We start from the raw sequence: 23,830 nt of genomic DNA, 5'->3' as shown, positions 1-23,830 counted from the left end.
GACCGTGATGGACAGACCTCCGGTTTACCGGTTGTGCCGCCAGGTGCACCGCCGGGTATCTGAGTCTGGATGGGATAAGCGCTGAAAGCATCTAAGTGCGAAGCCCGCCGCGAGATGAGAACTCCATTGAGGGTCGTTGCAGACGACGACGTTGATAGGGTGCAGGTGTAAAGACGGTGACGTCAAAGCCGAGCACTACTAATTGCCCGAGAGCTTCTTTCGAGGCAATGCTTTCAGATGTATTGGCAGCATTCTTTCGGAAACGTAAGGGTTCTGTATAATATAATAATGAGTCAAGACGCTTCTTTATAGCGTATAGCTTGTGGCGATAAGTCAACCCCATTTTGGGTGGCTATTGCGGTGGGGTCCCACCTCTTCCCATTCCGAACAGAGAAGTTAAGCCCACTTGCGCCGATGGTACTGCAATGCAATGCGGGAGAGTAGGAGGCCGCCCTCTTTCAACAAGAGCCCTTGAAGACAGAAATATTTTCAAGGGCTCTTTTTTTGTTATAGCTCTATCCCTTTCTTTAGGAAGGGATAGAGTGGCTTTTGGGGATGTTTTACGAAGCTTTTATACTTCCTTTTTAGCTATAAAAGCTTCTGCTCTTTCTAAGTCTTTGGGTGTGTCGATGCCGATTGTCTCTACATTTGTGATGCCAACTCTGATGCGGTATCCATTCTGAAGCCAACGCAGTTGCTCAAGGCTTTCTGCTTTTTCCAGTGATGACATTGGGAGTTTGGTGATTTCTTTAAGTATTTCACGGCGATAAGCATAGATCCCTAAGTGTTTGAGATAGGGGAAGTGTTCGAGCCATTCATTCTCTTCGATACCACGTACGAAGGGAATGACTGATCGTGAGAAGTAAAGGGCAAATCCCTGATAGTTGGTCACAATCTTCGGTGAGTTTGTGTTTTTAACCGCTTCAATGCCTTCAAATGGTTTTCCAAGTGTAGCAATCTGTGTTTGAGGATGCTTGAAGAGTTCACATAGCGTCTCAATTTGTGAGGGCTGTATGAATGGTTCGTCGCCCTGTACATTGATGATAATATCAGCTTGGGTCTGTATCTTCTCTGCTGCTTCCTCGATTCTGTCAGTACCGCTCTTATGATCTTTTCTTGTCATGACAGCTTTTCCACCGAAAGTGTTGACGGTTTCGAAAATGCGCTGATCATCTGTAGCTACCCACACATCTTTTATCACTTGTTTTACCTGCTCATAGACATGCTGAATGATAGGCTTGCCACTGAGAAGAGCCAGTGGCTTTCCCGGAAAGCGTGTAGAGGCATAACGTGCTGGAATAATTGCTGTAAATTTCATGTTGATTGATAATAATTGTTCCTTTTCTTGCAAAGTTACTAAATCTTCCTTTGATTCTGCTTATTTATTTTTGTTAAATAGTAGTGTTTATCATTTATTTTTTTGTTTGCATGTTTTTGAATTCGATTTTTCTTATTATCTTTGAACTTAGAATTTATTTATTTGTTAAGAAGTGAGAAATCGAATCATTGCAATAATACTTTCCTTAGCTTCTATTACGAGCTATGCACAAAAAATTTCCTTGGGTTCTTGTACGATTGTCGAGCAAGGAGTCAAAGGAACCTATAAAGGTGAAATGGCTTCTGGAAAGCCACAAGGAAAGGGAAGTGTTCTCTATGAAAACGGGAATACCTATGAAGGAGAGTTTGTGAAAGGCAAACGCAATGGCTATGGTGTTTATACTTTTGCTGATGGTGAAAAATATGAAGGTCAATGGCTGCTCAATCAGCAGCATGGTCAAGGCACTTATTATTTCAGTAACAACAATAAGTATGTAGGCTTGTGGTTTCGTGATTATCAGGAAGGGCACGGAGTGATGTATTACTTTAATGGTGATAAGTACGATGGTAACTGGTATCATGATATGCGTCAGGGAAAAGGACGCTATACTTATGCCAACGGAGCTTATTACCAAGGTCAGTGGAAAGCCGACAAGAAGGAAGGGAAAGGCTTCTTTGACTGGGGCGACGGTACCACTTATGATGGAGAGTGGACTGATAACCAGCGCTGTGGATATGGAGTCAACAAGTATGGTGACGGAGATGTATACCGTGGACAGTGGAAAGATGATATTCAGCAAGGTCGAGGCATTTATCAGTTTCAGAACGGTGACCAATATGAGGGTGACTATGACCAGGGAGAGCGTACGGGTGAAGGCATCTTCAAATATGCCAATGGTGACCGCTATACAGGACATTTTGTAGAGGGTGACCGAGATGGCGAAGGTACGTTTGTTTGGGCCAATGGTGACAAGTATGAGGGAACTTGGAAGAAAGACTTGCAGAATGGACATGGCAAGTTGACGAAAAAAAACGGTGACATCTTTGAGGGTGAGTTCGTCAACGGCAAGATTGAGGGCGAAGTGATCATTCATTATGCCGACGGAACTCGCTTTAAAGGTTACTATCACAATGGCATGCGAAACGGTAAGGCTATCGAGGAAAACAAGGACGGAAAACGCTTTGAAGGCTCTTATGTCAACGATGTGCGGGACGGTAAGTTTGTGGAGAAGGACCGCAACGGACAGATCACGGCACATGGCTATTATGAAAATGGCCGGCGGTTTAACGATTAATATGATTGAAACCTAAATACATAAACTTTATATTATGGTGAAGAAATCCAAATCTACAGGTGATAGCAAAGTACTGAGTGCTGCTCCTACTGAGCATCCCCAGCATATTGGCATTGTGGCTCACGATCCTTATCTTGAGCCCTTTGAGGACGCCATTCGTGGACGACACGATCATGTGGCTTGGAAAATATCACAATTGACGAATCATGGCAAGGAGACGTTATCGGATTTTGCCAATGGTTATCAATACTATGGTCTTCACAGAATCCCCCGCGGGTGGGTCTTCCGTGAGTGGGCTCCCAATGCCACAGATATCTATCTTGTCGGTGACTTCAATAATTGGACGGAGTCTGAGCAATATCGCTGCAAACGCATACCCAACACAGGTAACTGGGAGCTGCGGCTTCCGGTGCGTGCCATGAAGCATGGTGATCTCTTTAAGATGCATGTGAAATGGAACGGCGGTCAGGGAGAACGTATTCCGGCTTGGGCTACACGTGTAGTGCAGGATGAGAAGACGAAGATCTTCTCTGCACAGGTGTGGGCTCCCAAAAAGGCTTATCAGTGGAAGGTGAATTCTTTCTGTCCCTCTAAAGATCCGCTGTTGATTTATGAGTGTCATATAGGTATGGCTCAGGATGCCGAGAAGGTAGGCACCTATACGGAGTTTAAAGATAAAGTGCTGCCGAGAATTGTGAAAGATGGCTACAACTGTATGCAGGTCATGGCTATCCAGGAGCATCCTTATTATGGTAGTTTTGGCTATCATGTGAGTTCGTTTTTTGCTCCGTCAAGCAGATTCGGTACTCCTGAGGAGCTGAAGGCACTCATCGATGCTGCGCATGAGCAGGGCATTGCCGTCATCATGGATATCGTCCACTCTCATGCTGTGAAGAATGAGGTCGAGGGTTTGGGTAATCTTGCCGGTGATCCTAACCAATATTTCTATCCGGGTGACCGCCATGAGCATCCGGCATGGGATAGCTTGTGCTTTGATTATGGTAAGGACGATGTCATTCATTTCTTGCTGAGCAATTGCAAGTACTGGTTGAATGAATTTCATTTTGACGGTTTCCGCTTTGATGGCGTCACTTCCATGCTGTACTATAGTCATGGACTGGGAGAAGCCTTTACCAACTATGGAGATTACTTCAATGGGCATGAGGACGACAATGCTATCTGCTATCTGACGATGGCCAACAAACTCATCCATGAGGTGAACCCTTCTGCTGTGACAATAGCTGAAGAGGTGAGCGGTATGCCGGGATTGGCTGCCAGGTATGAGGATGGAGGCTATGGCTTTGATTATCGTCTGGCGATGAATATCCCCGATTACTGGATCAAGACGATCAAGGAAAAGCGCGATGAAGACTGGAAGCCGAGCAGCATTTTCTGGGAGGTTAAGAACCGGCGTGCTGACGAAGAAACTATCTCGTATTGCGAAAGCCATGATCAAGCTTTGGTAGGCGATAAGACGATCATTTTCCGTCTGATAGATGCTGATATGTATTGGCATTTCAAACGAGGAGATGAAAACGAGAGGGTGCGTCGTGGTATTGCATTGCATAAGATGATCCGCTTGGTGACTTTGGGTGCCATCAATGGTGGCTATCTTAACTTCATGGGCAATGAATTCGGCCATCCCGAATGGATCGACTTCCCGAGGGAAGGCAATGGATGGAGCTATAAATATGCCCGCCGTCAATGGAATCTTGTGGATAACCCGGACTTGGACTATCATTTCTTGGGGGATTTCGACCGTGAGATGTTGCGTGTGATCAAGAGTGAGCCAAAATTCAACTTGACACCCGTACAGGAGATTTGGCACAATGATGGTGATCAGATCTTGGCTTTCGAAAGAGGTAATCTGGTCTTCGTCTTTAATTTCTCTCCAACCCGGTCCTATACCGACTATGGATTCTTGGTAAAAGAGGGAAGTTATCGCGTGGTACTGAATACCGATGCGAAGTGCTTCGGTGGTTATGGCTTTGCAGATGACAGCGTTGAACATTTCACTAACCCCGATCCATTGTATGCAAAGGATCATAAGGGATGGTTGAAACTCTATATACCTGCCCGCTCTGCAGTAGTGCTTAGAAAATGTGAATAATCTCATTGTTGTAGATAGATTCAATGATAAATAATCGCAAAAATGGCATCGTCATCATGAGAGTGACGTGTGCCATTTTCTTCGTATTTTTTACGTTCTTATATCTCTATGATTATCAGACTGACATCATGTCAGTCATCCAGCATGTGCTGTCTCAGGGTGCTACTCATTATAACAGGCTGATAGGCGCTGTGCTGATTACCTTAGTGCTATGGCTGTTGCAGTTGACGCTTTACAGTTTCATACGCTTGGAGAGGGTAGGGCATGCCTTGAGCTATTTTCCTTCTTTGCTATTGCTGGCAATCTTGACGGATGTGACGCGGAATGTCGATACAGAATCCTACATAGACTGCTGGGCCTGGCTCTTCCCATTGCTGATGGTCTTTTATGCAGTCGTCATATGGTTTTGCCGTCAGATGGAAAGCTTGGACAGTTCGCCCTTTGTTACGGAAAGTAGTAGTCGGGTGTTGTGGCAGAATCTTTCTATCATGGGCGCGATGATGCTGATGACATGTGCTATCGGCTGTTCGGATGAAGTGTTTCATTATCGGATGAGAATGGAAAATGATTTGAGCAGCCAACGGTATCAGGAAGCTCTGACAGTGGGTAGCAATGAAGAGAAAACTGACAGTAGTCTGACCTTTCTGAGAATATGGGCATTGTCAGCTACACATCAGCTCGGAGACAAACTTTTTGAATATCCCTTGGTTGGTGGTTCTGATGCGATGTTGCCAAATGGATCTTCCGTGAAGGTGATGATGGCATCGACCGAACCTGTATATATAATGCTGGGTGTCTATTTCAAACAAAAGATGCGTCCACGGGTCTATTTTGAGAAATTGCATCAGAAGTGGTGGGCAACGAAAGCATCCAATGATTGGTTGTTGTGTGCTTATCTGCTTGACTGCGACGTTGATGCCTTTGCTCATAATATTACAAAGTATTATCGGTTGGACAGTCATCTGCCTAAACATTATCGTGAGGCACTGATACTGTATACCCATCTACGCGAGCATCCTTATCTCGTTTATCACGACGCGGTGATGGATGCAGACTATGAGGATTATCAGGATATGAGTAAGAAATACGCTAATCCTAAGGAGCGATTTTCAGAGTTGAAAGATACGTATGGGAAAACATATTGGTTTTATTTCTTTACTCACAGACGCATCGCATCCATGAAGTAGATATAGGATAAAGTGCGGTAGAAAGTTACATATAGGTTACAAAAAAGGAATTTCTAACTCATATTGCACGAATTGTCCGTTAAAGCATTATAAAATTGGGTTTTTCGTTTGAGTTGTTTCTGATAAATTGTTATCTTTGCGTGACGAAAACATATAGAAACACATAGCATCATAATATTAGCAAATTCTAAAATAAAGACGATATGGCAAAGATTCAGACAATTGGTATATTGACTTCCGGAGGTGACGCTCCAGGAATGAATGCCGCTATCCGTGCCGTCACACGTGCCGGTATCTGCAATGGTTTTAAAGTAAAAGGTATCTTCCGTGGCTATGACGGTCTGATCAATGATGAAGTTCAGCCTTTTACAACAGAAAATGTGTCCGGTATCATTCGTGATGGTGGTACGATTTTGCGTACGGCACGTTCCAAAGAGTTTATGACTCCAGAAGGACGTGAGAAAGCGTTTCAGACGATAAAGAAGGAAGAGATCGATGCTTTGGTCGTGATCGGTGGTAACGGCTCCTTGACGGGTGCTCGTGACTTTGCCCGCGAATACGATCTTTGCTGTATTGGCCTTCCTGGAACTATTGATAACGACCTTTATGGCACAGATTCTACAATAGGATATGATACCACTTTAAATACGATTGTAGAGTGTGTGGACCGTATTCGCGACACAGCCCAGAGTCATGAGCGCATCTTCTTCGTAGAAGTGATGGGGCGTGATGCGGGTTTCCTTGCTCAGAACTCGGCCATTGCCAGCGGAGCAGAGGCCGCAATCATTCCTGAGGACTCTACCGATGTCGACCAGTTGGCACAGTTCATGGAGCGTGGTATCAGAAAGTCAAAGCGCAGTTGTATCGTGATCGTGTCAGAGAGTCCGAAGTGTGGCGCGCTCTACTATGCAGACCGTGTGCGCAAGGAGTTCCCCGGCTATGACGTGCGCGTATCTATTCTTGGACATCTACAGCGCGGCGGCCGTCCGTCGGCTCATGACCGTATCCTGGCCAGTCGTACCGGAGTGGGTGCTGTGCAGGCCATTATGCAGGGACAGCGTAATATCATGGTCGGTATTCGTAACAACGAAATTGTGTATGTGCCTTTGTCTGAAGCAATCCGCTCGGATAAGCCTTTTGATAGGGGACTCATCACCGTGCTTGATGAACTAAGTATTTAAAATCTCTCACAATTAGGCGGCAAATGTTCACGAATACTCCTTTTTCCTGTCTTTAATATGAATAACCGCTCTAAAGTATGTTAAAGGAGTTTGGTGGTAAAGACATTTTCCGTATTTTTGTAAAAGAATAGAGAAACATCATTAGATGTGTCTTATATAGAGAAAGAAAAAGTTAACATTAAATCATAAAGCGTATGTCACAGATAAACGGGCGTATCTCGCAGATCATTGGGCCGGTTATTGACGTGTATTTCGACACGCAGGGTCAAGATCCAGAAAAGGTATTGCCTAAGATTTACGAGGCATTGAAAGTAAAGCGACCCGATGGCCGTGATCTGATCATGGAAGTGCAGCAGCATATTGGTGAGGACACGGTGCGTTGTGTGGCTATGGACAATACCGATGGATTGCAACGCGGTCTGGAGGTTATATCGACGGGCAGTCCTATCACAATGCCGGCTGGTGAACAGATCAAGGGTCGAATGATGAATGTCATTGGTCAACCCATTGACGGTATGAAGCCGCTCAATATGGAGGGCAGTTATCCTATCCATCGAGAAGCTCCAAAGTTTGAGGATCTCTCCACTCATAAGGAGATGCTTCCTACTGGTATTAAGGTCATCGACCTGCTTGAGCCTTATATGAAAGGTGGTAAAATTGGTTTGTTCGGTGGTGCCGGTGTGGGTAAGACCGTGCTGATCATGGAACTCATCAATAACATCGCCAAAGGACATGACGGATATTCTGTTTTTGCCGGTGTCGGTGAGCGTACGCGTGAGGGTAATGACTTGATCCGTGATATGCTTGACGCAGGCGTTATCCGCTATGGCGAGAAGTTTAAGAAAGCCATGGATGAAGGCAAATGGGATCTGAGCCTTGTAGACCCAGAGGAGTTGAGCAAGAGTCAGGCCACCCTTGTCTATGGTCAGATGAATGAACCTCCTGGGGCACGTGCCTCTGTTGCTCTTTCCGGTTTGACCGTTGCCGAGGAGTTCCGCGACCATGGTGGCAAGAATGGAGCACCAGCCGACATTATGTTCTTCATCGATAATATCTTCCGTTTCACGCAGGCCGGTTCTGAGGTTTCTGCACTTTTGGGACGTATGCCTTCAGCCGTGGGTTATCAGCCGACATTGGCGTCGGAGATGGGAGCCATGCAGGAGCGTATTACCTCCACAAAGAACGGTTCCATCACTTCTGTGCAGGCCGTGTATGTACCTGCCGATGACCTTACCGACCCTGCTCCTGCAACGACATTCTCTCACTTGGATGCTACGACGGTGCTCGATCGTAAGATTACGGCATTGGGTATTTATCCTGCTGTGGATCCTTTGGCCAGTACATCACGTATTCTTGATCCGTTGATTGTCGGTAAAGAACACTATGAATGCGCGCAGCGTGTGAAGGAAACCCTTCAGCACTATAATGAGTTGCAGGATATCATAGCCATCTTAGGTATGGATGAGCTCTCTGACGAGGACCGCTTGGTTGTGAACCGCGCTCGTCGTGTACAGCGCTTCTTGTCACAGCCGTTTGCTGTTGCTGAGCAGTTTACCAATGTGCCGGGTGTGATGGTGAATATCGAAGACACGATCAAAGGCTTTAACGCTATCCTCGACGGAGAGGTCGATGACCTGCCGGAGCAGGCCTTCATGAACGTTGGTACGATCGACGACGCAATTGCCAAGGGTAAGAAGCTACTCGATGCCGCCAAGAAGGCTTAATGATACGATGTTCTCATATTTAGAATATTAAAACTATTCCTATGTTGAGATTAAAGATAGTATCACCCGAGAAAGTCATCTATGACGGGGAGGTAGAGAGCGTGAAGGTTCCCGGTACACAGGGTGCCTTTGAGATTCTCAACAATCACGCTCCCATTATCTCTTCACTTGGAGATGGCAAAGTGGAGTTTACGGCATCGCAAGGATCCCGAAGCATAGATGTACGTGGGGGCTTTGTTGAGGTGAAGAAAAACGAAGTGTGCCTTTGCGTGGAAGTGTGATATTCGTCAGTGTTTTGCTCTTTGTGATGCTGGGCATAGCATGGGTGAAAGGTTATGACTTTGTGATGAAGCATGCACCAAAAGCTTTGCCAAGGTTTTATTTCCTATTGGCATTGATCCGGGTGCTACTCATTGCTACATGGACCGCATGTTACGTGATGCTGATTTCGCAAAGCGCAGGAGAGTCGAAGTCGTTTGTGGTCATGATTCTCATCATGTATGCAGCGATGATGGCGACCACGCTGATGATCAGACATTAAAATGTTTGGACAATGAATAAGATTAAATATATTACTTGCATCGTCTTGTTGCTGTTGATGGCATTGCCTGTTTCGGTTTTTGCCTCTGACAGTGGCAAGTTGAATACTTCTCAGATTGTGGTAGGGCATATCAAAGATTCCTATGAATGGCATGTCACCGATATTGGCAAGCATCATGTCATCATCAATCTGCCAGTCATTGTCAAGAGCTCTACGGGTTGGCATGTATTCAGTTCTTCACTCTTTTCAGAGGAAGCAGATGCAAAAGGATATCGACATGGTCCCTATAACTTGGCTATTGCCACTATGGGCGACCATACAGGTAAGATCATTGAGCTGCAGGGTGGCAAGGAGGTCGTGCCCTTTGATATCAGTATCACCAAGACAGTGGCAGTGCTTTTCATCGATGCGATTATCCTGCTCCTTTGTATTTTGATACCCGCAAGATGGTATCGTCACCACAAAGCAAGCGATCCTGCACCAGGAGGCTTTACCGGATTCGTCGAGATGCTTGTAAGTTATGTTGAAGAAAACATCGTAAAGCCTGGAGTAGGCGAGGGTTACGAGAAATATTCTCCCTATCTGATGACTTGTTTCTTCTTTATACTGACTTGTAATCTGATGGGTGTTGTGCCTTTCCCTCCAGGCGGTGGTAATGTGACAGGTAACATCGCCGTTACCTTCTTCCTGGCTCTGTGTACGTTTGTCATTACCCAGTTCAGTGGCACGAAGCATTACTGGAAAGACATCTTTTGGCCAGACGTGCCAAAGGCTCTGAAAGTATTCCCTCTGATTCCGTTGATAGAATTTGTCGGTATCTTTACGAAGCCTTTCGCATTGATGATCCGACTCTTCGCCAACATGATGGCAGGACATGCTATAGCGTTGTCGCTTACTTGCATCATCTTCGTTGTCGCAGCCATTGGTGGCGCGACCTTCTACGGAATGACAGCATTGAGCGTCTTGATGAGCATCTTCATGATGTGCTTGGAGTTGTTGGTTTGCTTCATTCAGGCAATGGTCTTTACCATGCTGAGTTCCATCTTCATTGGTTTGGCGCGTGTGAAGTCGGAAGATTAACCCGAATTGAGATAGCTAAATGTCAGAAGAATAATATAGAATAATATAAATAAAAAATAAACACATTAAACTTTAAAGCTATGATTTCAACATTGTTATTGGCAGCCGCCGCAGATGGCGTTGCAAAGTTAGGTGCCGGTGTCGGCGCAGGTCTCGCAGCTATTGGTGCAGGTATCGGTATTGGTCGCATTGGTGGCCAGGCTATGGATGCGATGGCTCGCCAGCCTGAGGTGATGAATAAGATTTTCACCAATATGATTGTAGCTGCCGCCCTTATCGAGGGTGTTGCTCTGTTCGCTGTGGTGGTAGCATTCCTTTGCATCTAATCAATCAAGATAATCATTACTGCGTATGGATTTGTTAATGCCAAGCACGGGTCTTCTTTTTTGGATGACCATTGTCTTCTTAGTCGTGCTGGCCGTATTGTGGAAATGGGGCTTCCCAGCCATCACCAAGATGGTCAAGGAGCGAAAGGACTACATCGACGACAGCCTGAGAAAGGCGCATGAGGCCAATGAGAAGCTCGCTCACATCCAACAAGAAGGAGAATCCATTCTGCAGGAAGCACGGGAGAAGCAGGCCTCCATATTGAAGGAGGCCACTGCTACTCGCGAGGCTATAGTGGCAAAGGCTCAGACACAGGCAAAAGATGAAGGGGCACGACTTCTCAGCGACGCGAAGGCAGAAATTGAGAATGAGAAGCGCCAGGCCATCGGTGAGATTCGCTCACAAGTAGCGGAGTTGTCTGTAAAAATCGCAGAGAAGATCTTGCGGGAAAAGCTTTCTGCCGACGACAAGCAGATGGATTTGATTGATAAACTGCTGGATGAGGTGTCGAAAGACGAAGTAAAGAGTGATATTCATTAATTGATTGTAAGCGTATGGATATAGGAGTAATCTCAGTAAGATATGCCCGTGCTCTGCTCGACAGTGCGGTGGCAATGAAACTGGATGAAGATGTTTATCAGGAGATGCAGATACTTTGCAAGAGTTTTCTGGATGTCCCTGATTTTCGATTCACCATCGATAATCCTATGCTTGCAAAGGATAAGAAGCTGCAGCTGATCATTACGGCCTGCGGTGGAAAGGTTACAGAGTTGACAAAGCGCTTTTTCCAAATCGTTCTTCGGGAAGATCGGGAAAGTGTTTTGCAGTTCATGGCCAATTCCTATATCTCCCTTTACCGACGGATGAAGCATGTCACCCAGGGAAAATTGATCACTGCCGTAGCTGTCTCTCCTGAAACAGAACAAAAGATGAAACGTATGGTTGAGAGCAAAACGCATGGCAGTGTGGAGTTCAATACCGAGGTGGATCCAAATATTATAGGTGGGTTTATCCTTGAATATGATACTTATAGAATGGACGCCAGCGTGAAGACAAAACTTCACCAAGTGCTGGCAACCTTGAGAAAATAAAGAATTGAAAGAATGTCAGACAAAATAAAACCAAGTGAAGTGTCGGAAGTCCTCGAAAAGGAACTTCAGGGCATCAACGCTGAAAACCAGTTCGACGAGGTGGGCACAGTGCTCACCGTGGCCGATGGTGTGGCGCGTGTCTACGGTTTGCGCAACGTCGAGGCATCCGAGCTGCTCGAATTTGAGAATGGTACGATGGCCATTGTCATGAACTTGGAGGAAGACAATGTGGGATGTGTGCTTCTCGGTCCTACCGCAGGTATTAAGGAGGGTGAGAAAGTAAAGCGCACGCATCATATTGCTTCTATCCGTGTCAATGACAATTTCTTAGGTCGTGTCGTAGATCCATTGGGCAGGCCTATTGACGGAAAAGGTGACATCGACTTGACGGGATCTTTCGAGATGCCTTTGGATCGCAAGGCACCGGGCGTAATCTATCGTCAGCCTGTGAAAGAGCCTTTACAGACAGGATTGAAGGCCGTGGACTCGATGATCCCTATCGGTCGTGGACAGCGTGAGTTGATTATCGGTGACCGTCAGACGGGAAAGACAGCAATTGCCGTAGACACCATTATCAATCAGAAAACCAATTATGAGGCAGGTAAGCCTGTATATTGCATTTATGTAGCTATCGGTCAGAAGGCCAGTACCGTTGCCGCTCTTGTTCAAACATTGCGTGAGCACGGCGCACTTCCTTACACCATCGTGGTAAGTGCTACAGCAGCCGACCCTGCTGCCATGCAGTATTACGCTCCGTTTGCTGGTGCTGCCATTGGTGAATATTTCCGTGACAGAGGCATGGATGCCCTTGTCGTCTATGATGACTTGTCTAAGCAGGCTGTAGCCTATCGTGAAGTCTCTTTGATTTTGCGACGCCCATCCGGTCGTGAGGCTTATCCTGGTGATGTGTTCTATCTCCACTCCCGTCTTCTTGAGCGTGCCGCGCGTATCAATGACCAGCAGGAAGTGGCAGAGCAAATGAACGATCTGCCGGAGTGCATGAAGGGACATGTCAAAGGTGGTGGATCACTGACCGCTCTGCCAATCATTGAGACGCAAGCAGGCGATGTGAGTGCTTACATTCCTACCAATGTCATTTCCATTACTGATGGTCAGATCTATTTGGAGACCGACCTCTTTAACCAGGGCTTCCGTCCTGCCATCAACGTTGGTATCTCTGTGAGCCGTGTCGGTGGTAGTGCACAGATCAAGAGTATGAAGAAAGTTGCCGGTACGCTGAAGATCGATATGGCACAGTATCGTGAGTTGGAGGCATTCTCTAAGTTCTCCAGCGATATGGATCCGGTAACAGCCATGACCATTGACCGTGGTAGAAAGAACAACCAGTTGCTTATCCAGCCACAGTATAGTCCTATGCCGGTAGGTGAGCAGGTAGCTATCATCTATTGTGGTGTTCATGGTCTGATGCATGATGTTCCCGTCAGCCAGGTTCGTGCTTGCCAAGATCAGTTCTTGGAGCAGATGCGTACTCAGCACAGTGACATACTTGACACATTGGCTTCCGGCAAGCTTACAGAGGAGTGCACTAATGCTATCGAGTCTGTGATGGCTAATGTCGTCGGACAATTTAAGAATTAGGGGAGGTAGCCTATGCCATCGTTAAAAGAGATAAAGACACGTATCGCTTCAGTGCAAAGCACCCGTAAGATTACGAGTGCTATGAAAATGGTGGCCTCTTCAAAGTTGCATCACGCTCAAACGGCTATCCAGAATATGCTCCCATATGAAAATATGCTGGAGCATATCTTGAAGTCTTTCTTAGTTTCCATGCACGATGCTCAGACACCTTATGATGAGGAGCGACAGGAAATCAAGCATGTGGCTCTCATCGTGTTTTCTTCCAATAGTTCGCTGTGTGGAGGTTACAATGCGAATGTCATCAGGATGATGCAGAATGCGGTGGACGAATATACGAAGAAAGGTGTGGAAGATATCCTCGTGTATCCTATCGGACGCAAGGTGATGGAGAAAGCCAAGAAGTTAGGTTATCATGTGGCTGGAGACTTCGTGGAATTGGCGGATAAACCTTCGGCTGCTCCTTGTGCAAAGATTGCGGAAGAGTTGGCTTCGAAGTTTGCCAAACATGAACTGGACAAGGTGGAGATGATCTATCACCACTTCAAGAGTGCTGGCACACAGATACTCACGCGGAGTACTTTCTTACCGATTGACCTGTCAACGGAAAAGATAGGCTCAAACAACGACCGCGATTTGTCCTCCAATCAAGTGACAGCTAAAGCCCAGGCTTATCTACGGGAGCATGGACAGTCTGAAGATCGGCAGGATCAAGAGGTAAAGCCGTTGAATGATGACTTTATTGTGGAGCCGGACTTGGAGTCAGTACTTTCTGTGTTGATACCCAAACAACTGAACTTGATGGTATATACGGCTCTTCTCGACAGTAATGCCTCTGAGCATGCCGCACGCATGGTTGCCATGCAGACGGCGACAGACAATGCTGATGAGATCTTGAAAGAGCTTAAACTCCAATACAACAAGAGTCGTCAAGCTGCTATTACAAGTGAGATGCTTGATATTGTTGGAGGTAGCGTGAACAACTAATAGAGATACGCTGAAATCCCATTTATAGTAAGGCCTGTGTACCGGACAAAGGTGCACAGGCCTTATTTCTTAAATTTTCAGGGTGAATCTTAACGCTTAGAGAATGTGAGGTCTTTTGGCATTTTTACCCACTTTCGGTTTCTTGCAATCTTGATAGTACTTCCTTCACCTTGATGCAGGACAAAGGTCGAGTCGTTGACTTTTGTCAGTGTCGCTTTTAAGTCCTCGCTGCCATAGTCGTTGATGATTTCTATCTCTGCTATATGGTCGTTTTTGATGGTAGCGGAAGTGAAAAGCCACTTTCTTCCATCCTGGCAATCGCCGAAGTAGCCTGCCATTTCACCATACACTTCCTGTCTTGGAACAATAACGTTTTGATGGTAGAAATCGATTTGGAGATAGACGTTATACTCCTTATTATATAGATACCCCTTGAATGATGTCGAGTCAGCATCATTCTTTTGTGCTTGCGCCATCATGGGCAAGCAGCAAATTGTGAAAAATAAGAAGAGCAATTTTCTCATAATATATGCTAATTTGTAGTGGCAAAGATAGGTTATTATTTCGATTGCACCAAATATTTTATAAAATAGTAGTTATTTATATTTGCTTATTGCTATTTTTTATATTACCTTTGCAACTATAGAAGCACATTATAGCAATATGACAGAGGGCAAGTTGTTCCCGGACTATATTTTTGAGTCTAGTTGGGAAGTATGTAATAAGGTCGGTGGCATATACACAGTGTTATCCACAAGGGCCAAGACGCTGCAGACAAAGATGCGCGACCATATCATTTTCATTGGTCCAGATTGTTGGGGTAAGCAGAGAAGTCCTTATTTTCAGGAGGATGCCTCTTTGTTTACCGACTGGAAGGTACAGGCTAAAAAAGAAGGGATGGTTTTGAAGATTGGCAGATGGTCTGTCCCCGGCAATCCAATAGCTATTCTTGTAGATTTCTCTCAATACTATTCCCAGAAGAATGAATTGTATACCCAGTTGTGGGAAGACTTCCAGGTTGACAGCCTTCATGCTTATGGCGATTATGACGAAGCATCCATGTTCTCATATGGTGCTGCAAAAGTGGTTGAGAGTTTTTATCACTTTTATCTGGGAAGCAAATACAAAGTCGTCTATCATGGTAACGAGTGGATGACAGGACTGGGGTTGCTTTATATTCACAAGTATCTTCCCGAAGTAGCAACCTTGTTCACTACGCATGCTACAAGTATTGGTCGTAGCATTGCTGGTAACAACAAGCCTCTTTACGACTATCTCTTTGCCTATAACGGCGATCAGATGGCCGGAGAGTTGAACATGCAAAGCAAGCACTCTATAGAGAAGCAGACTGCTCATTATGTAGATTGCTTCACCACGGTGAGTGATATCACGGCGAAGGAGTGCAAGGAATTGTTGGATAAGCCTGTAGACGTAGTCTTGCCCAATGGCTTTGAGAACGATTTCGTACCTAGAGGAGAGGAGTTTACACGCAAGCGAAAGATAGCACGCAAGCGAGCATTTGCCATTGCCAATGCATTACTTGGGCAGGATTTCGATGATAATACGTTGATAGTTTCCACCAGCGGTCGTTATGAGTTCCGCAACAAAGGTGTAGATGTCTACATAGAGGCAATGAACCGATTGCTGCGGGATGACCGGTTACAGCGCCCCGTGCTTGCCTTTATAGAAGTTCCGGGCTGGGTAGGCGAGCCGCGCAAGGATCTTCAGGAGCGTTTGGCCAGTGGCAAACATTTCGACACGCCATTGGAAGTGCCTCAGATCACGCATTGGCTACATAACATGAGCCACGACCAAGTCTTAGGTATGCTCAAATACCTAAACATGCAGAACCGGAAAGAAGATCGTGTGAAACTCATTTTCCTTCCGTGCTATCTTACAGGCGATGATGGTATCGTAAACCTGAGCTATTATGATGTGGTCTTGGGTAATGATCTTTGTATCTACCCATCCTATTATGAACCTTGGGGATATACGCCATTGGAGGCTATCGCTTTCCATGTGCCTTGTATCACCACAGATCTTTCCGGCTTTGGCTTGTGGGTAAACAAAGAGCTCGGGCATGCCGGAGAGATCGAGGATGGAGTGAAGGTCATTCATCGTACAGACTATAATTATTCCGAGGTGGCCGACAATATAAAAGATACCGTGGCCGCATACTCCTCTTTTAGTCGGGAAGCGGTGAAAAAGAGCAGAGAGAATGCAGAGCGCCTTTCAAGGAAAGCACTTTGGAGCCATTTCATTAAGTATTACGAGGAAGCCTACGATATAGCGTTGGAAAAGGCAGAGCATCGCAAGGCCAAATAGTGAGTTCGCTTTGTAGAACTGCGCAAATATAGAGTCATCCGTAGAAGGGTAAAGTCACAAAAGATTAGGTACAAAAGCCAAAAGCCATTTATCGCTGAGGCTCAAGGATTAGGATAATTATTAAGAATTAGACAAAAATTGTAGTGTTATGAAGATCAAAGCAGACTATGCTAATGCTCCTCAATGGAAGGAGCTCAACATTAAGTCACGCTTGCCTGAGCAGTTGAAATGCTTGGATGAGTTGGCCCACAATATGTGGTGGGCATGGAACTATGAGGCTCGTCGCCTTTTTAAGCGGCTTGACCGTGACCTTTTCGAGGAAGTAAACCACAATCCTGTATTGCTCTTGGAGCGTTTGAGCTATGACCGGAAGATGGCCATTGTCAAGGACCGTGCTCTGATGGACAATGTCAAGGAGGTATACAAGAAATTCCGCGAGTACATCGATGTCAAACCAGACAAGAAGCGTCCCTCTGTGGCCTACTTCTCTATGGAGTATGGTTTGAATCAGGTGCTGAAGATCTACTCTGGTGGTTTGGGAATGCTGGCCGGTGACTATCTTAAGGAAGCTTCCGACTCCAATGTCGACATGTGTGCTGTTGGCTTCCTTTATCGTTATGGCTATTTCACACAGTCCTTGTCTATGGATGGTCAGCAAATAGCCAAATACGATGCGCAGAATTTCAACTCACTGCCTATCGAGCGTGAGTTGGATGAGAATGGCAACCAGGTTGTAGTTGATGTGCCCTATCGCAACTATCAGGTACACGCACTGGTTTGGCGTGTCAACGTGGGTCGTATCAAGCTTTATCTGCTCGACACAGACAACGACATGAACTCTGAGTTTGACAAGCCGATCACCCACTCACTCTATGGCGGTGACTGGGAGAACCGTCTGAAACAGGAGATTCTCCTGGGTATTGGTGGTATTCTGACGCTGAAGAAACTCGGTATCAAGAAGCAGATCTATCATTGCAATGAGGGTCATGCTGCTCTCTGCAATCTCCAGCGTTTGGTCGACTATGTTGATGGAGGCTTGACCTTCAACCAGGCAATGGAACTTGTACGTGCTTCTTCGCTGTACACTGTCCACACACCGGTTCCGGCTGGTCATGACTATTTCGATGAGGCACTCTTCGGCAAGTATATGGGTGACTATCCTGCACGTCTGGGCATCTCTTGGGATGAGTTCATCGGTATGGGCCGTCAGAATCCTGAGGACCACAACGAGCGCTTCTGTATGAGTATCTTTGCTTGCAACACCTGTCAGGAAGTAAATGGTGTGAGCAAGCTCCACGGTTGGGTCAGCCAAAAGATGTTTGCGCCTATCTGGGCCGGTTACTATCCTGAGGAGAACCATGTCGGCTATGTCACCAATGGTGTGCATTTCCCCACTTGGACAGCAACAGAGTGGCGTGAGCTCTATGACAAATACTTCGATCCGACCTTCATGAGCGATCAGAGCAATGAGCAGATTTGGCATGCTATCTACAATGTGCCCGATGAAGAGATCTGGAACACCCGCCTGGCTTTGAAGAACAAGCTTGTCAACTATATCCGTGAGAAGTTTACTCAGACATGGTTGCGCAACCAGGGCGATCCCGCCCGTGTGGTATCACTTCTTGAGCGCATCAATCCTAACGCTTTAATGATTGGCTTCTGCCGTCGTTTTGCTACATACAAGCGTGCTCACCTGCTCTTTACCGATCTTGACCGTCTCAACAAGATTGTCAACAATCCAGACCGTCCTGTGCTCTTCTTCTTCTCGGGTAAGGCACATCCTGCTGATGGTGCTGGTCAGGGCTTGATTAAGAAGATCTATGAGATCAGTCAGCGTCCGGAGTTCTTGGGTAAGATCATCTTCCTTGAGGACTACGACATGCGTCTTGCACGCCGTTTGGTTTCCGGCGTGGATATCTGGATGAATACTCCTACCCGTCCTTTGGAGGCATCCGGTACGTCTGGTGAGAAGGCTGAGATGAATGGTGTTGTCAACCTCTCCGTTCTTGACGGATGGTGGGTAGAAGGATACCGCAAGGGAGCAGGCTGGGCATTGCCTCAGGAGCGTACCTATCAGAACCAGTCTTATCAGGATCAGCTCGATGCAGCCACGATCTATTCTCTGCTTGAGAACGAGATCATCCCGATGTATTACAATAAGAATAAGGAAGGCTTCAGTGCTGACTGGATCAAGGTCATCAAGAACTCTATCGCCACTATCGCACCTCACTACACGATGAAGCGCCAGCTCGACGACTACTATAGCAAGTTCTACAACAAGGAGGCCGCCCGCTTCAAGAAGCTTTCTGCCAACGACAACCGTCTGGCCAAGGAGATTGCATTGTGGAAAGAGACCGTAGCAGAGCGTTGGGATTCCATCCATGTGGTCAGCAGGGAAGACGGCGTGTTGGACAATGGCGGTGAAACCGGTGTCAGCTACAAGATCCGTTATGTCATTGACGAGCAGGGCTTGGACAATGCAGTAGGACTGGAGCTCGTTACCTTGAAGCCAGAGACCGATCCTTCCGATCGCAAGGTGCTCAGTGTACATCCGTTCAAGATGGTGAAGCATGAGGGTAATAACTATACGTTTGAACTCTCGATCGAGCCGGAGATGGCAGGCTCATTCCGTTGCTGCGTACGCATGTTCCCGAGCAACGCCAATTTGCCTCATCGTCAGGACTTCTGTTATGTGAAGTGGCTGGACTAATTTAATTGAATTATAGCTATTAACGGAGGCTGGATCAGTACAAGTGGCTGATCCAGCCTTTTTGTTTGACTGCCATGTATATCTGCTAATGGGCGTAAGTCCCCAACAGGTCTCAGTAGTGGAAACAGATAACGAGACAAGAGTGTTCGATGTAATGTTCCCCATCCCTTGAAGCATGCAGTCTATGAGAGCTTCTGCTTTCATGGGGCGGAAACAGTGTTCTTGTGGTGTCGAAGCTATGTTCTCGTGGTGTCGAAGCTATGTTCTTGTGGTGTCGAAGCTATGTTCACAATGTTGTAATGCTATAGCAAAAGGTCTTTCGTTAAGCAGGGAATGATTGAAATCTACGTAGCGAAAGATTTTTTGTTAGCCTGAGAAATCCCAGCAGAATTTTATGGTTGGAACATCACAAACATGTTGCTTTTCCCTAAGGGGGGCGACTTAGTACCATGAAACAACTTCAATTCCAGTTCGTAGGAAAAGAGTATTGCGCTCTATTATTTGTATCTTGTCTGAAAAAGAGAATACTATAGAAAAAAGCAAGTGGAGCGAATACAAGGACAATTATGGCTGGTTGTTTCGTTATAAAAATATATAAAAAAGGTTTCGCGAACTTTGCTTTGGGTGTTATTGCTGGTTTGTTTGATATTTATGTTGGACATAAGGCTTATTAGTATAATGAGGACAAGCAGGAGTAAGAAGAGATTCTCAGAGGAGAAAGCCTATATTATATAATAAGGTGTACAAAGACAGTTGAAGAGAAAAACTATTTTTTATAGTGATTTTTTGAAAAAAAAGATAGGAAAAGTTTGCAGGTTCGGAAAAAAGCAGTACCTTTGCACTCGCATTCAGGGGAATGCTTCTTACAACTAACAAAGAGTAAGAAAATGCGGCAATAGCTCAGTTGGTAGAGCGCGACCTTGCCAAGGTCGAGGTCGCGGGTCCGAGTCCCGTTTGCCGCTCAAATATTTTGAATAGGATCTACTTATGCCCAGGTGGCGGAATTGGTAGACGCGCACGTTTCAGGTGCGTGTGTTTAACGACGTGCAGGTTCGAGTCCTGTTCTGGGCACTAATCTATTCAGAATATGATTACATGTTGGAGGGGTGGCGGAATTGGTAGACGCGCTACTTTGAGGGGGTAGTGACAATTATGTCGTGGGAGTTCGAGTCTCCTCCTCTTCACTTGTATTTTTTTTGTGTTGCGGCAATAGCTCAGTTGGTAGAGCGCGACCTTGCCAAGGTCGAGGTCGCGGGTCCGAGTCCCGTTTGCCGCTCTTTTTTTGTTTTGAAAAACAACATCCATTCAATGAATTTATATCTTAGATATTTTAATAGTGAAACATTGGTAACCAATGTCGATGATGCTATCTCTTTTTTGCGTAGTATAGACGATATTGATGTTACCCCTGAAATGGAGGCAGACATTCGCGAATATGCGGCTAGTGACGTGTTTTTCCCTAAGCGTTATAAGATTCGCGCCCATGTTTATTTCATCATTATCAAGACCACTGCCGCCACAATGCTTGATTTCAAGCAAAAGAAGGCTGTACGCCCTGCCAATGGCCAGGTATCCGAGCGCCGTGAAATGGCAGAGAATGCGATCAACAAGCTTGTTTATCAGCGCGAAGGCTGGTATGAGGGAGAGTTGAACTTCAAGCGTGTCGTGATGATTCCTTCAACAGGCAAGCATGAGTATCGCGATACACGTTTTGTGGCGCGTTGTAAGGCAGTGTCAGGTCAGGATTGCTATAATCGCATTGTCGAGCATCTTCGTGACCGTGTGGATCATCGCAGCCAGTTTCCTTCTGCCAAGGGCAAGAACTTCAATTTTAAGTATTTAGGTCGCTGGAAGTGACATACATCTTTCGGCGATGTGTTTTTGGTTTGTATGTAAGTACTATTTTGCCATATTATGAACAAGGTGATGTTGATTGGTAACGTTGGTAAAGAGCCCGACGTGAGGTATTACGATGCTGACCAATGTGTTGCTAAGGTGACTTTGGCAACGACGGAGCGTGGCTATGTACTAAAAAACGGAACAAAGGTTCCAGACCGTACCGACTGGCATAGTTTGGTTTTCTACCGGCAGCTGGCCAAGATCGTGGAGCAATATGTTCATAAGGGTGACAAACTCTATGTTGAGGGGCGTCTGCGGTATAACACTTACGATGACCAGCAGGGGCGCCGTCATTATGTCACGGAGATTCAGGTGGAAAATTTGGAGCTCCTTACGCCCAAACCCAAACCAGCGGCAGAAGAGTCCAAAGCAACAAAACCGGCAAGTCCTAAGCAAGGAATTGACGAAGAACTTCCTTTCTAATAATTGATAGATAGTTGGATTTGTCTGAATTACAAAACATTGATAGTCTTATCGCATTCCATCCGATTACGATAAGCGTATGCATAGCAGCTGTCTTGGCTGCTATTCTCTTGGTGTTGTCGGCTTTTGCCAGTGGCTCCGAAATAGCTTTCTTTAGTCTCTCGCCACAAGACGTGGAAGAGTTGAATCCCGAGAAAAGTGTTAAAGATGCCAATATAGAGTTGCTGCGCGAGGATTCTGAACGTACGTTGGCCACGATACTCATTACCAACAATTTCGTCAACGTGACGATTATCATGCTTTGTAACTACATCTTTGGGTCACTGATCGAATTCCGTGCTCAATGGCTGCAGTTTCTTTGCATTACAGTATTGTTGACGTTCCTTTTGCTGCTTTTTGGAGAGATCATGCCAAAGGTCTACAGTCGTCAAAATCCTTTGGCTTTTTGCCGTCGTGTCGTTGGAGGCATTTTCTTTCTAAGAAAGTTGTTTTGGCCTTTGGAAACCTTGCTTATCAAGAGTGGTGGTCTTGCAGAGAAAGCTGTACCCAAGGAGCAGCGTCAATTGAGCAAAGACGATTTGGAGCAAGCCTTGGAGTTGACCGATAAGAATGAGATCAAGGACGAGCAAAGCATGCTGCAAAGTATCATCCGCTTTGGGGATGAGACGGCTAAAGAGATCATGACAAGCCGCCAGGATATTGTCGACATTGACATTCGCAGTTCTTTTGATGATGTTCTTAAGTGCATTGTCGACAACAACTATAGTCGTATACCTGTTTTTCAAGGCAATGATGACAATATTCGTGGTGTCTTGTATATTAAGGATTTGCTTCCCCATCTTTCCAAGCCGGCCTCATTCCGTTGGCAGAGTCTGATCCGTCCTCCTTATTTTGTTCCAGAAACCAAGAAAATCGATGATCTGCTGAGAGAGTTTCAAGCCAACAAGGTTCACATTGCCATTGTTGTCGATGAGTTTGGAGGAACGAGTGGTTTGGTGACGCTTGAAGACATTCTCGAAGAGATTGTAGGTGAGATCAACGACGAGTATGATGAGGAAGAGAAGACCTACTCAAAGCTGAGCTTCAATACCTATTTGTTTGAGGGCAAGACATTGTTGAGTGATTTCTGCAAAATTCTTAAGATCGACGATGATGTGTTCGATGATGTTGCCGGTGATGCCGATACATTGGCCGGTCTTCTCTTGGAGTTGAAAGGTGATTTTCTGAGTTTGCATGAAAAGATAGATTATGCCAATTTCACTTTCGAGGTGATGGGTGTCGAACGTCGTCGCATCAGTCGGGTGAAAGTAACGGTTCACGATAAGAAGCACGATGCCACTAAAAAAGATCTTTGAACCGCACCGGGGTATCTGTGTTGGTCTATGGCAAATGACAGAGAGTATTGCTCAGTTGCCAAAGCCAAAGGGTTTAGACTTGGCTTTTCGTTCAGAGAAGAGATTGAAAGAAGAGCTTTGCGTCTATGCGCTTCTCAGTGCCATGACGGGGAATGACCAGTTGGTGATAGGCCACGAGTCCTCTGGCAAGCCTCTGCTCGAGGGTTGGTCTATCAGCATCAGTCATACACGCGGATGGGTAGCAGTCATCCTTTCGGATGATTATCAAGTGGGTATAGATATAGAATACTCATCAGACAGAGTGAGCAAGGTTGTGGAGCGATTTATACGAGAAGACGAGCAGCGCGCCACCCTGGCACAGCAATTGATCAACTGGAGTGCAAAGGAAACCGTCTATAAATTGTGTTCTGAGCAGAAACTTGATTATTTCGACATGCGTCTGCATACCCTTCAGTCAGATATAGATACTGTTTTTGAACAAAAACGCCATACATCGGATGCGGTACGGGGTGCTGTCAGGGTGGATGTCCTTAAAACGAAAGAAGTAGTGACCGTTCATTATGAACTCACTCCGGATTATGTTCTTACCTATTCTTTTTTAGATTTTAGGTAAGTAATATATCAAAATCAGTCTTGTGTTTTCCCAAAAGAAAGTTTTATTTGTTTTTTTTAGCTTTATATT

20 protein-coding genes, 4 tRNA genes and 2 rRNA genes are annotated in these 23,830 nt (G+C 45.8%); 24 read left to right on the top strand and 2 right to left on the bottom strand.

The window, feature by feature from the left end; translation table 11 throughout:
* Both FYJ73_RS10050 and rrf read left to right on the top strand, forming a co-directional pair.
* Positions 1-223: ribosomal RNA gene (locus FYJ73_RS10050) — 23S ribosomal RNA — on the top strand; the annotation flags it as partial.
* A 121-nt stretch (positions 224-344) separates the two neighbouring features.
* Positions 345-457 (top strand): 5S ribosomal RNA (rrf, locus tag FYJ73_RS10045).
* Between the two features lie 114 nt (positions 458-571).
* Here the strand turns inward: rrf and kdsB are convergent.
* On the bottom strand, positions 572-1,318 hold the full coding sequence (kdsB, locus tag FYJ73_RS10040) for a 3-deoxy-manno-octulosonate cytidylyltransferase (RefSeq protein WP_154534584.1): 747 nt from the start codon (positions 1,316-1,318) through the stop codon (positions 572-574).
* A 172-nt stretch (positions 1,319-1,490) separates the two neighbouring features.
* Here kdsB and FYJ73_RS10035 point away from each other — a divergent pair, with 172 nt between their 5' ends.
* From FYJ73_RS10035 to FYJ73_RS09975, 12 genes are all read left to right on the top strand, one after another.
* Complete coding sequence (locus FYJ73_RS10035) at positions 1,491-2,612, top strand: MORN repeat-containing protein (protein ID WP_336509597.1); 1,122 nt, start codon at positions 1,491-1,493, stop codon at positions 2,610-2,612.
* A gap of 34 nt (positions 2,613-2,646) precedes the next feature.
* Positions 2,647-4,722 (top strand): alpha amylase C-terminal domain-containing protein, encoded by a 2,076-nt coding sequence (locus tag FYJ73_RS10030; protein WP_154534582.1) that lies wholly within the window; start codon positions 2,647-2,649, stop codon positions 4,720-4,722.
* Between the two features lie 23 nt (positions 4,723-4,745).
* Complete coding sequence (locus FYJ73_RS10025; RefSeq protein WP_154534581.1) at positions 4,746-5,909, top strand: DUF6057 family protein; 1,164 nt, start codon at positions 4,746-4,748, stop codon at positions 5,907-5,909.
* Positions 5,910-6,112: 203 nt separating this feature from the next.
* Complete coding sequence (pfkA, locus tag FYJ73_RS10020) at positions 6,113-7,090, top strand: 6-phosphofructokinase (RefSeq protein WP_154534580.1); 978 nt, start codon at positions 6,113-6,115, stop codon at positions 7,088-7,090.
* Between the two features lie 194 nt (positions 7,091-7,284).
* Positions 7,285-8,814 (top strand): F0F1 ATP synthase subunit beta, encoded by a 1,530-nt coding sequence (gene atpD / locus FYJ73_RS10015; RefSeq protein ID WP_154534579.1) that lies wholly within the window; start codon positions 7,285-7,287, stop codon positions 8,812-8,814.
* Between the two features lie 41 nt (positions 8,815-8,855).
* Positions 8,856-9,095 carry an ATP synthase F1 subunit epsilon gene (gene atpC / locus FYJ73_RS10010; protein WP_154534578.1) on the top strand — a complete coding sequence of 80 codons (240 nt, stop codon included), beginning with the start codon at positions 8,856-8,858 and terminating at the stop codon, positions 9,093-9,095.
* 272 nt (positions 9,096-9,367) lie between these two features.
* Positions 9,368-10,435, top strand: a complete 1,068-nt coding sequence (atpB, locus tag FYJ73_RS10000; RefSeq protein WP_154534577.1) for a F0F1 ATP synthase subunit A — start codon at positions 9,368-9,370, stop codon at positions 10,433-10,435.
* An 80-nt stretch (positions 10,436-10,515) separates the two neighbouring features.
* On the top strand, positions 10,516-10,761 hold the full coding sequence (atpE, locus tag FYJ73_RS09995; RefSeq protein WP_154534576.1) for an ATP synthase F0 subunit C: 246 nt from the start codon (positions 10,516-10,518) through the stop codon (positions 10,759-10,761).
* A gap of 25 nt (positions 10,762-10,786) precedes the next feature.
* Entirely contained in the window at positions 10,787-11,302 is a 516-nt protein-coding gene (gene atpF / locus FYJ73_RS09990; RefSeq protein WP_154534575.1) for a F0F1 ATP synthase subunit B, read from the top strand.
* 14 nt (positions 11,303-11,316) lie between these two features.
* On the top strand, positions 11,317-11,853 hold the full coding sequence (locus FYJ73_RS09985; protein ID WP_154534574.1) for a F0F1 ATP synthase subunit delta: 537 nt from the start codon (positions 11,317-11,319) through the stop codon (positions 11,851-11,853).
* Between the two features lie 12 nt (positions 11,854-11,865).
* Complete coding sequence (gene atpA, locus FYJ73_RS09980; RefSeq protein ID WP_154534573.1) at positions 11,866-13,452, top strand: F0F1 ATP synthase subunit alpha; 1,587 nt, start codon at positions 11,866-11,868, stop codon at positions 13,450-13,452.
* 12 nt (positions 13,453-13,464) lie between these two features.
* On the top strand, positions 13,465-14,436 hold the full coding sequence (locus FYJ73_RS09975; RefSeq protein ID WP_154534572.1) for a F0F1 ATP synthase subunit gamma: 972 nt from the start codon (positions 13,465-13,467) through the stop codon (positions 14,434-14,436).
* A gap of 89 nt (positions 14,437-14,525) precedes the next feature.
* On the opposite strand, the gene FYJ73_RS09970 is transcribed toward FYJ73_RS09975, so the two are convergent.
* On the bottom strand, positions 14,526-14,960 hold the full coding sequence (locus tag FYJ73_RS09970; protein ID WP_154534571.1) for a hypothetical protein: 435 nt from the start codon (positions 14,958-14,960) through the stop codon (positions 14,526-14,528).
* Positions 14,961-15,099: 139 nt separating this feature from the next.
* Between FYJ73_RS09970 and FYJ73_RS09965 the strand changes: the two genes are divergently transcribed.
* From FYJ73_RS09965 to FYJ73_RS09920, 10 genes are all read left to right on the top strand, one after another.
* Positions 15,100-16,761 (top strand): glycogen/starch synthase, encoded by a 1,662-nt coding sequence (locus FYJ73_RS09965; RefSeq protein ID WP_154534570.1) that lies wholly within the window; start codon positions 15,100-15,102, stop codon positions 16,759-16,761.
* A gap of 148 nt (positions 16,762-16,909) precedes the next feature.
* Entirely contained in the window at positions 16,910-19,471 is a 2,562-nt protein-coding gene (gene glgP / locus FYJ73_RS09960) for an alpha-glucan family phosphorylase (RefSeq protein ID WP_154534569.1), read from the top strand.
* 889 nt (positions 19,472-20,360) lie between these two features.
* A tRNA-Gly gene (locus tag FYJ73_RS09955) sits at positions 20,361-20,433 on the top strand.
* Between the two features lie 27 nt (positions 20,434-20,460).
* Positions 20,461-20,542, top strand: a tRNA-Leu gene (locus tag FYJ73_RS09950).
* A gap of 29 nt (positions 20,543-20,571) precedes the next feature.
* Positions 20,572-20,655: transfer RNA gene (locus FYJ73_RS09945), tRNA-Leu, on the top strand.
* Positions 20,656-20,674: 19 nt separating this feature from the next.
* Positions 20,675-20,747: transfer RNA gene (locus FYJ73_RS09940), tRNA-Gly, on the top strand.
* A 32-nt stretch (positions 20,748-20,779) separates the two neighbouring features.
* Positions 20,780-21,328 (top strand): hypothetical protein, encoded by a 549-nt coding sequence (locus FYJ73_RS09935; RefSeq protein ID WP_154534568.1) that lies wholly within the window; start codon positions 20,780-20,782, stop codon positions 21,326-21,328.
* Between the two features lie 57 nt (positions 21,329-21,385).
* The gene (locus tag FYJ73_RS09930; RefSeq protein WP_154534567.1) at positions 21,386-21,793 is read left to right on the top strand and encodes a single-stranded DNA-binding protein; all 408 of its coding nucleotides are present in this window, start codon (positions 21,386-21,388) and stop codon (positions 21,791-21,793) included.
* A 14-nt stretch (positions 21,794-21,807) separates the two neighbouring features.
* Positions 21,808-23,148 (top strand): gliding motility-associated protein GldE, encoded by a 1,341-nt coding sequence (gldE, locus tag FYJ73_RS09925; RefSeq protein ID WP_154534566.1) that lies wholly within the window; start codon positions 21,808-21,810, stop codon positions 23,146-23,148.
* A 34-nt stretch (positions 23,149-23,182) separates the two neighbouring features.
* Positions 23,183-23,761: a 4'-phosphopantetheinyl transferase superfamily protein gene (locus FYJ73_RS09920; protein WP_235899316.1), complete on the top strand. Its 579-nt coding sequence runs from the start codon at positions 23,183-23,185 to the stop codon at positions 23,759-23,761.
* Positions 23,762-23,830 lie beyond the last annotated feature (69 nt).

Source organism: Hallella mizrahii, assembly GCF_009695775.1.
Taxonomy (GTDB): Bacteria; Bacteroidota; Bacteroidia; order Bacteroidales; family Bacteroidaceae; genus Prevotella; species Prevotella mizrahii.
The sequence above is the reverse complement of the archived record's forward strand: the minus strand, read 5'-3'. Positions and strand labels throughout refer to the sequence as shown.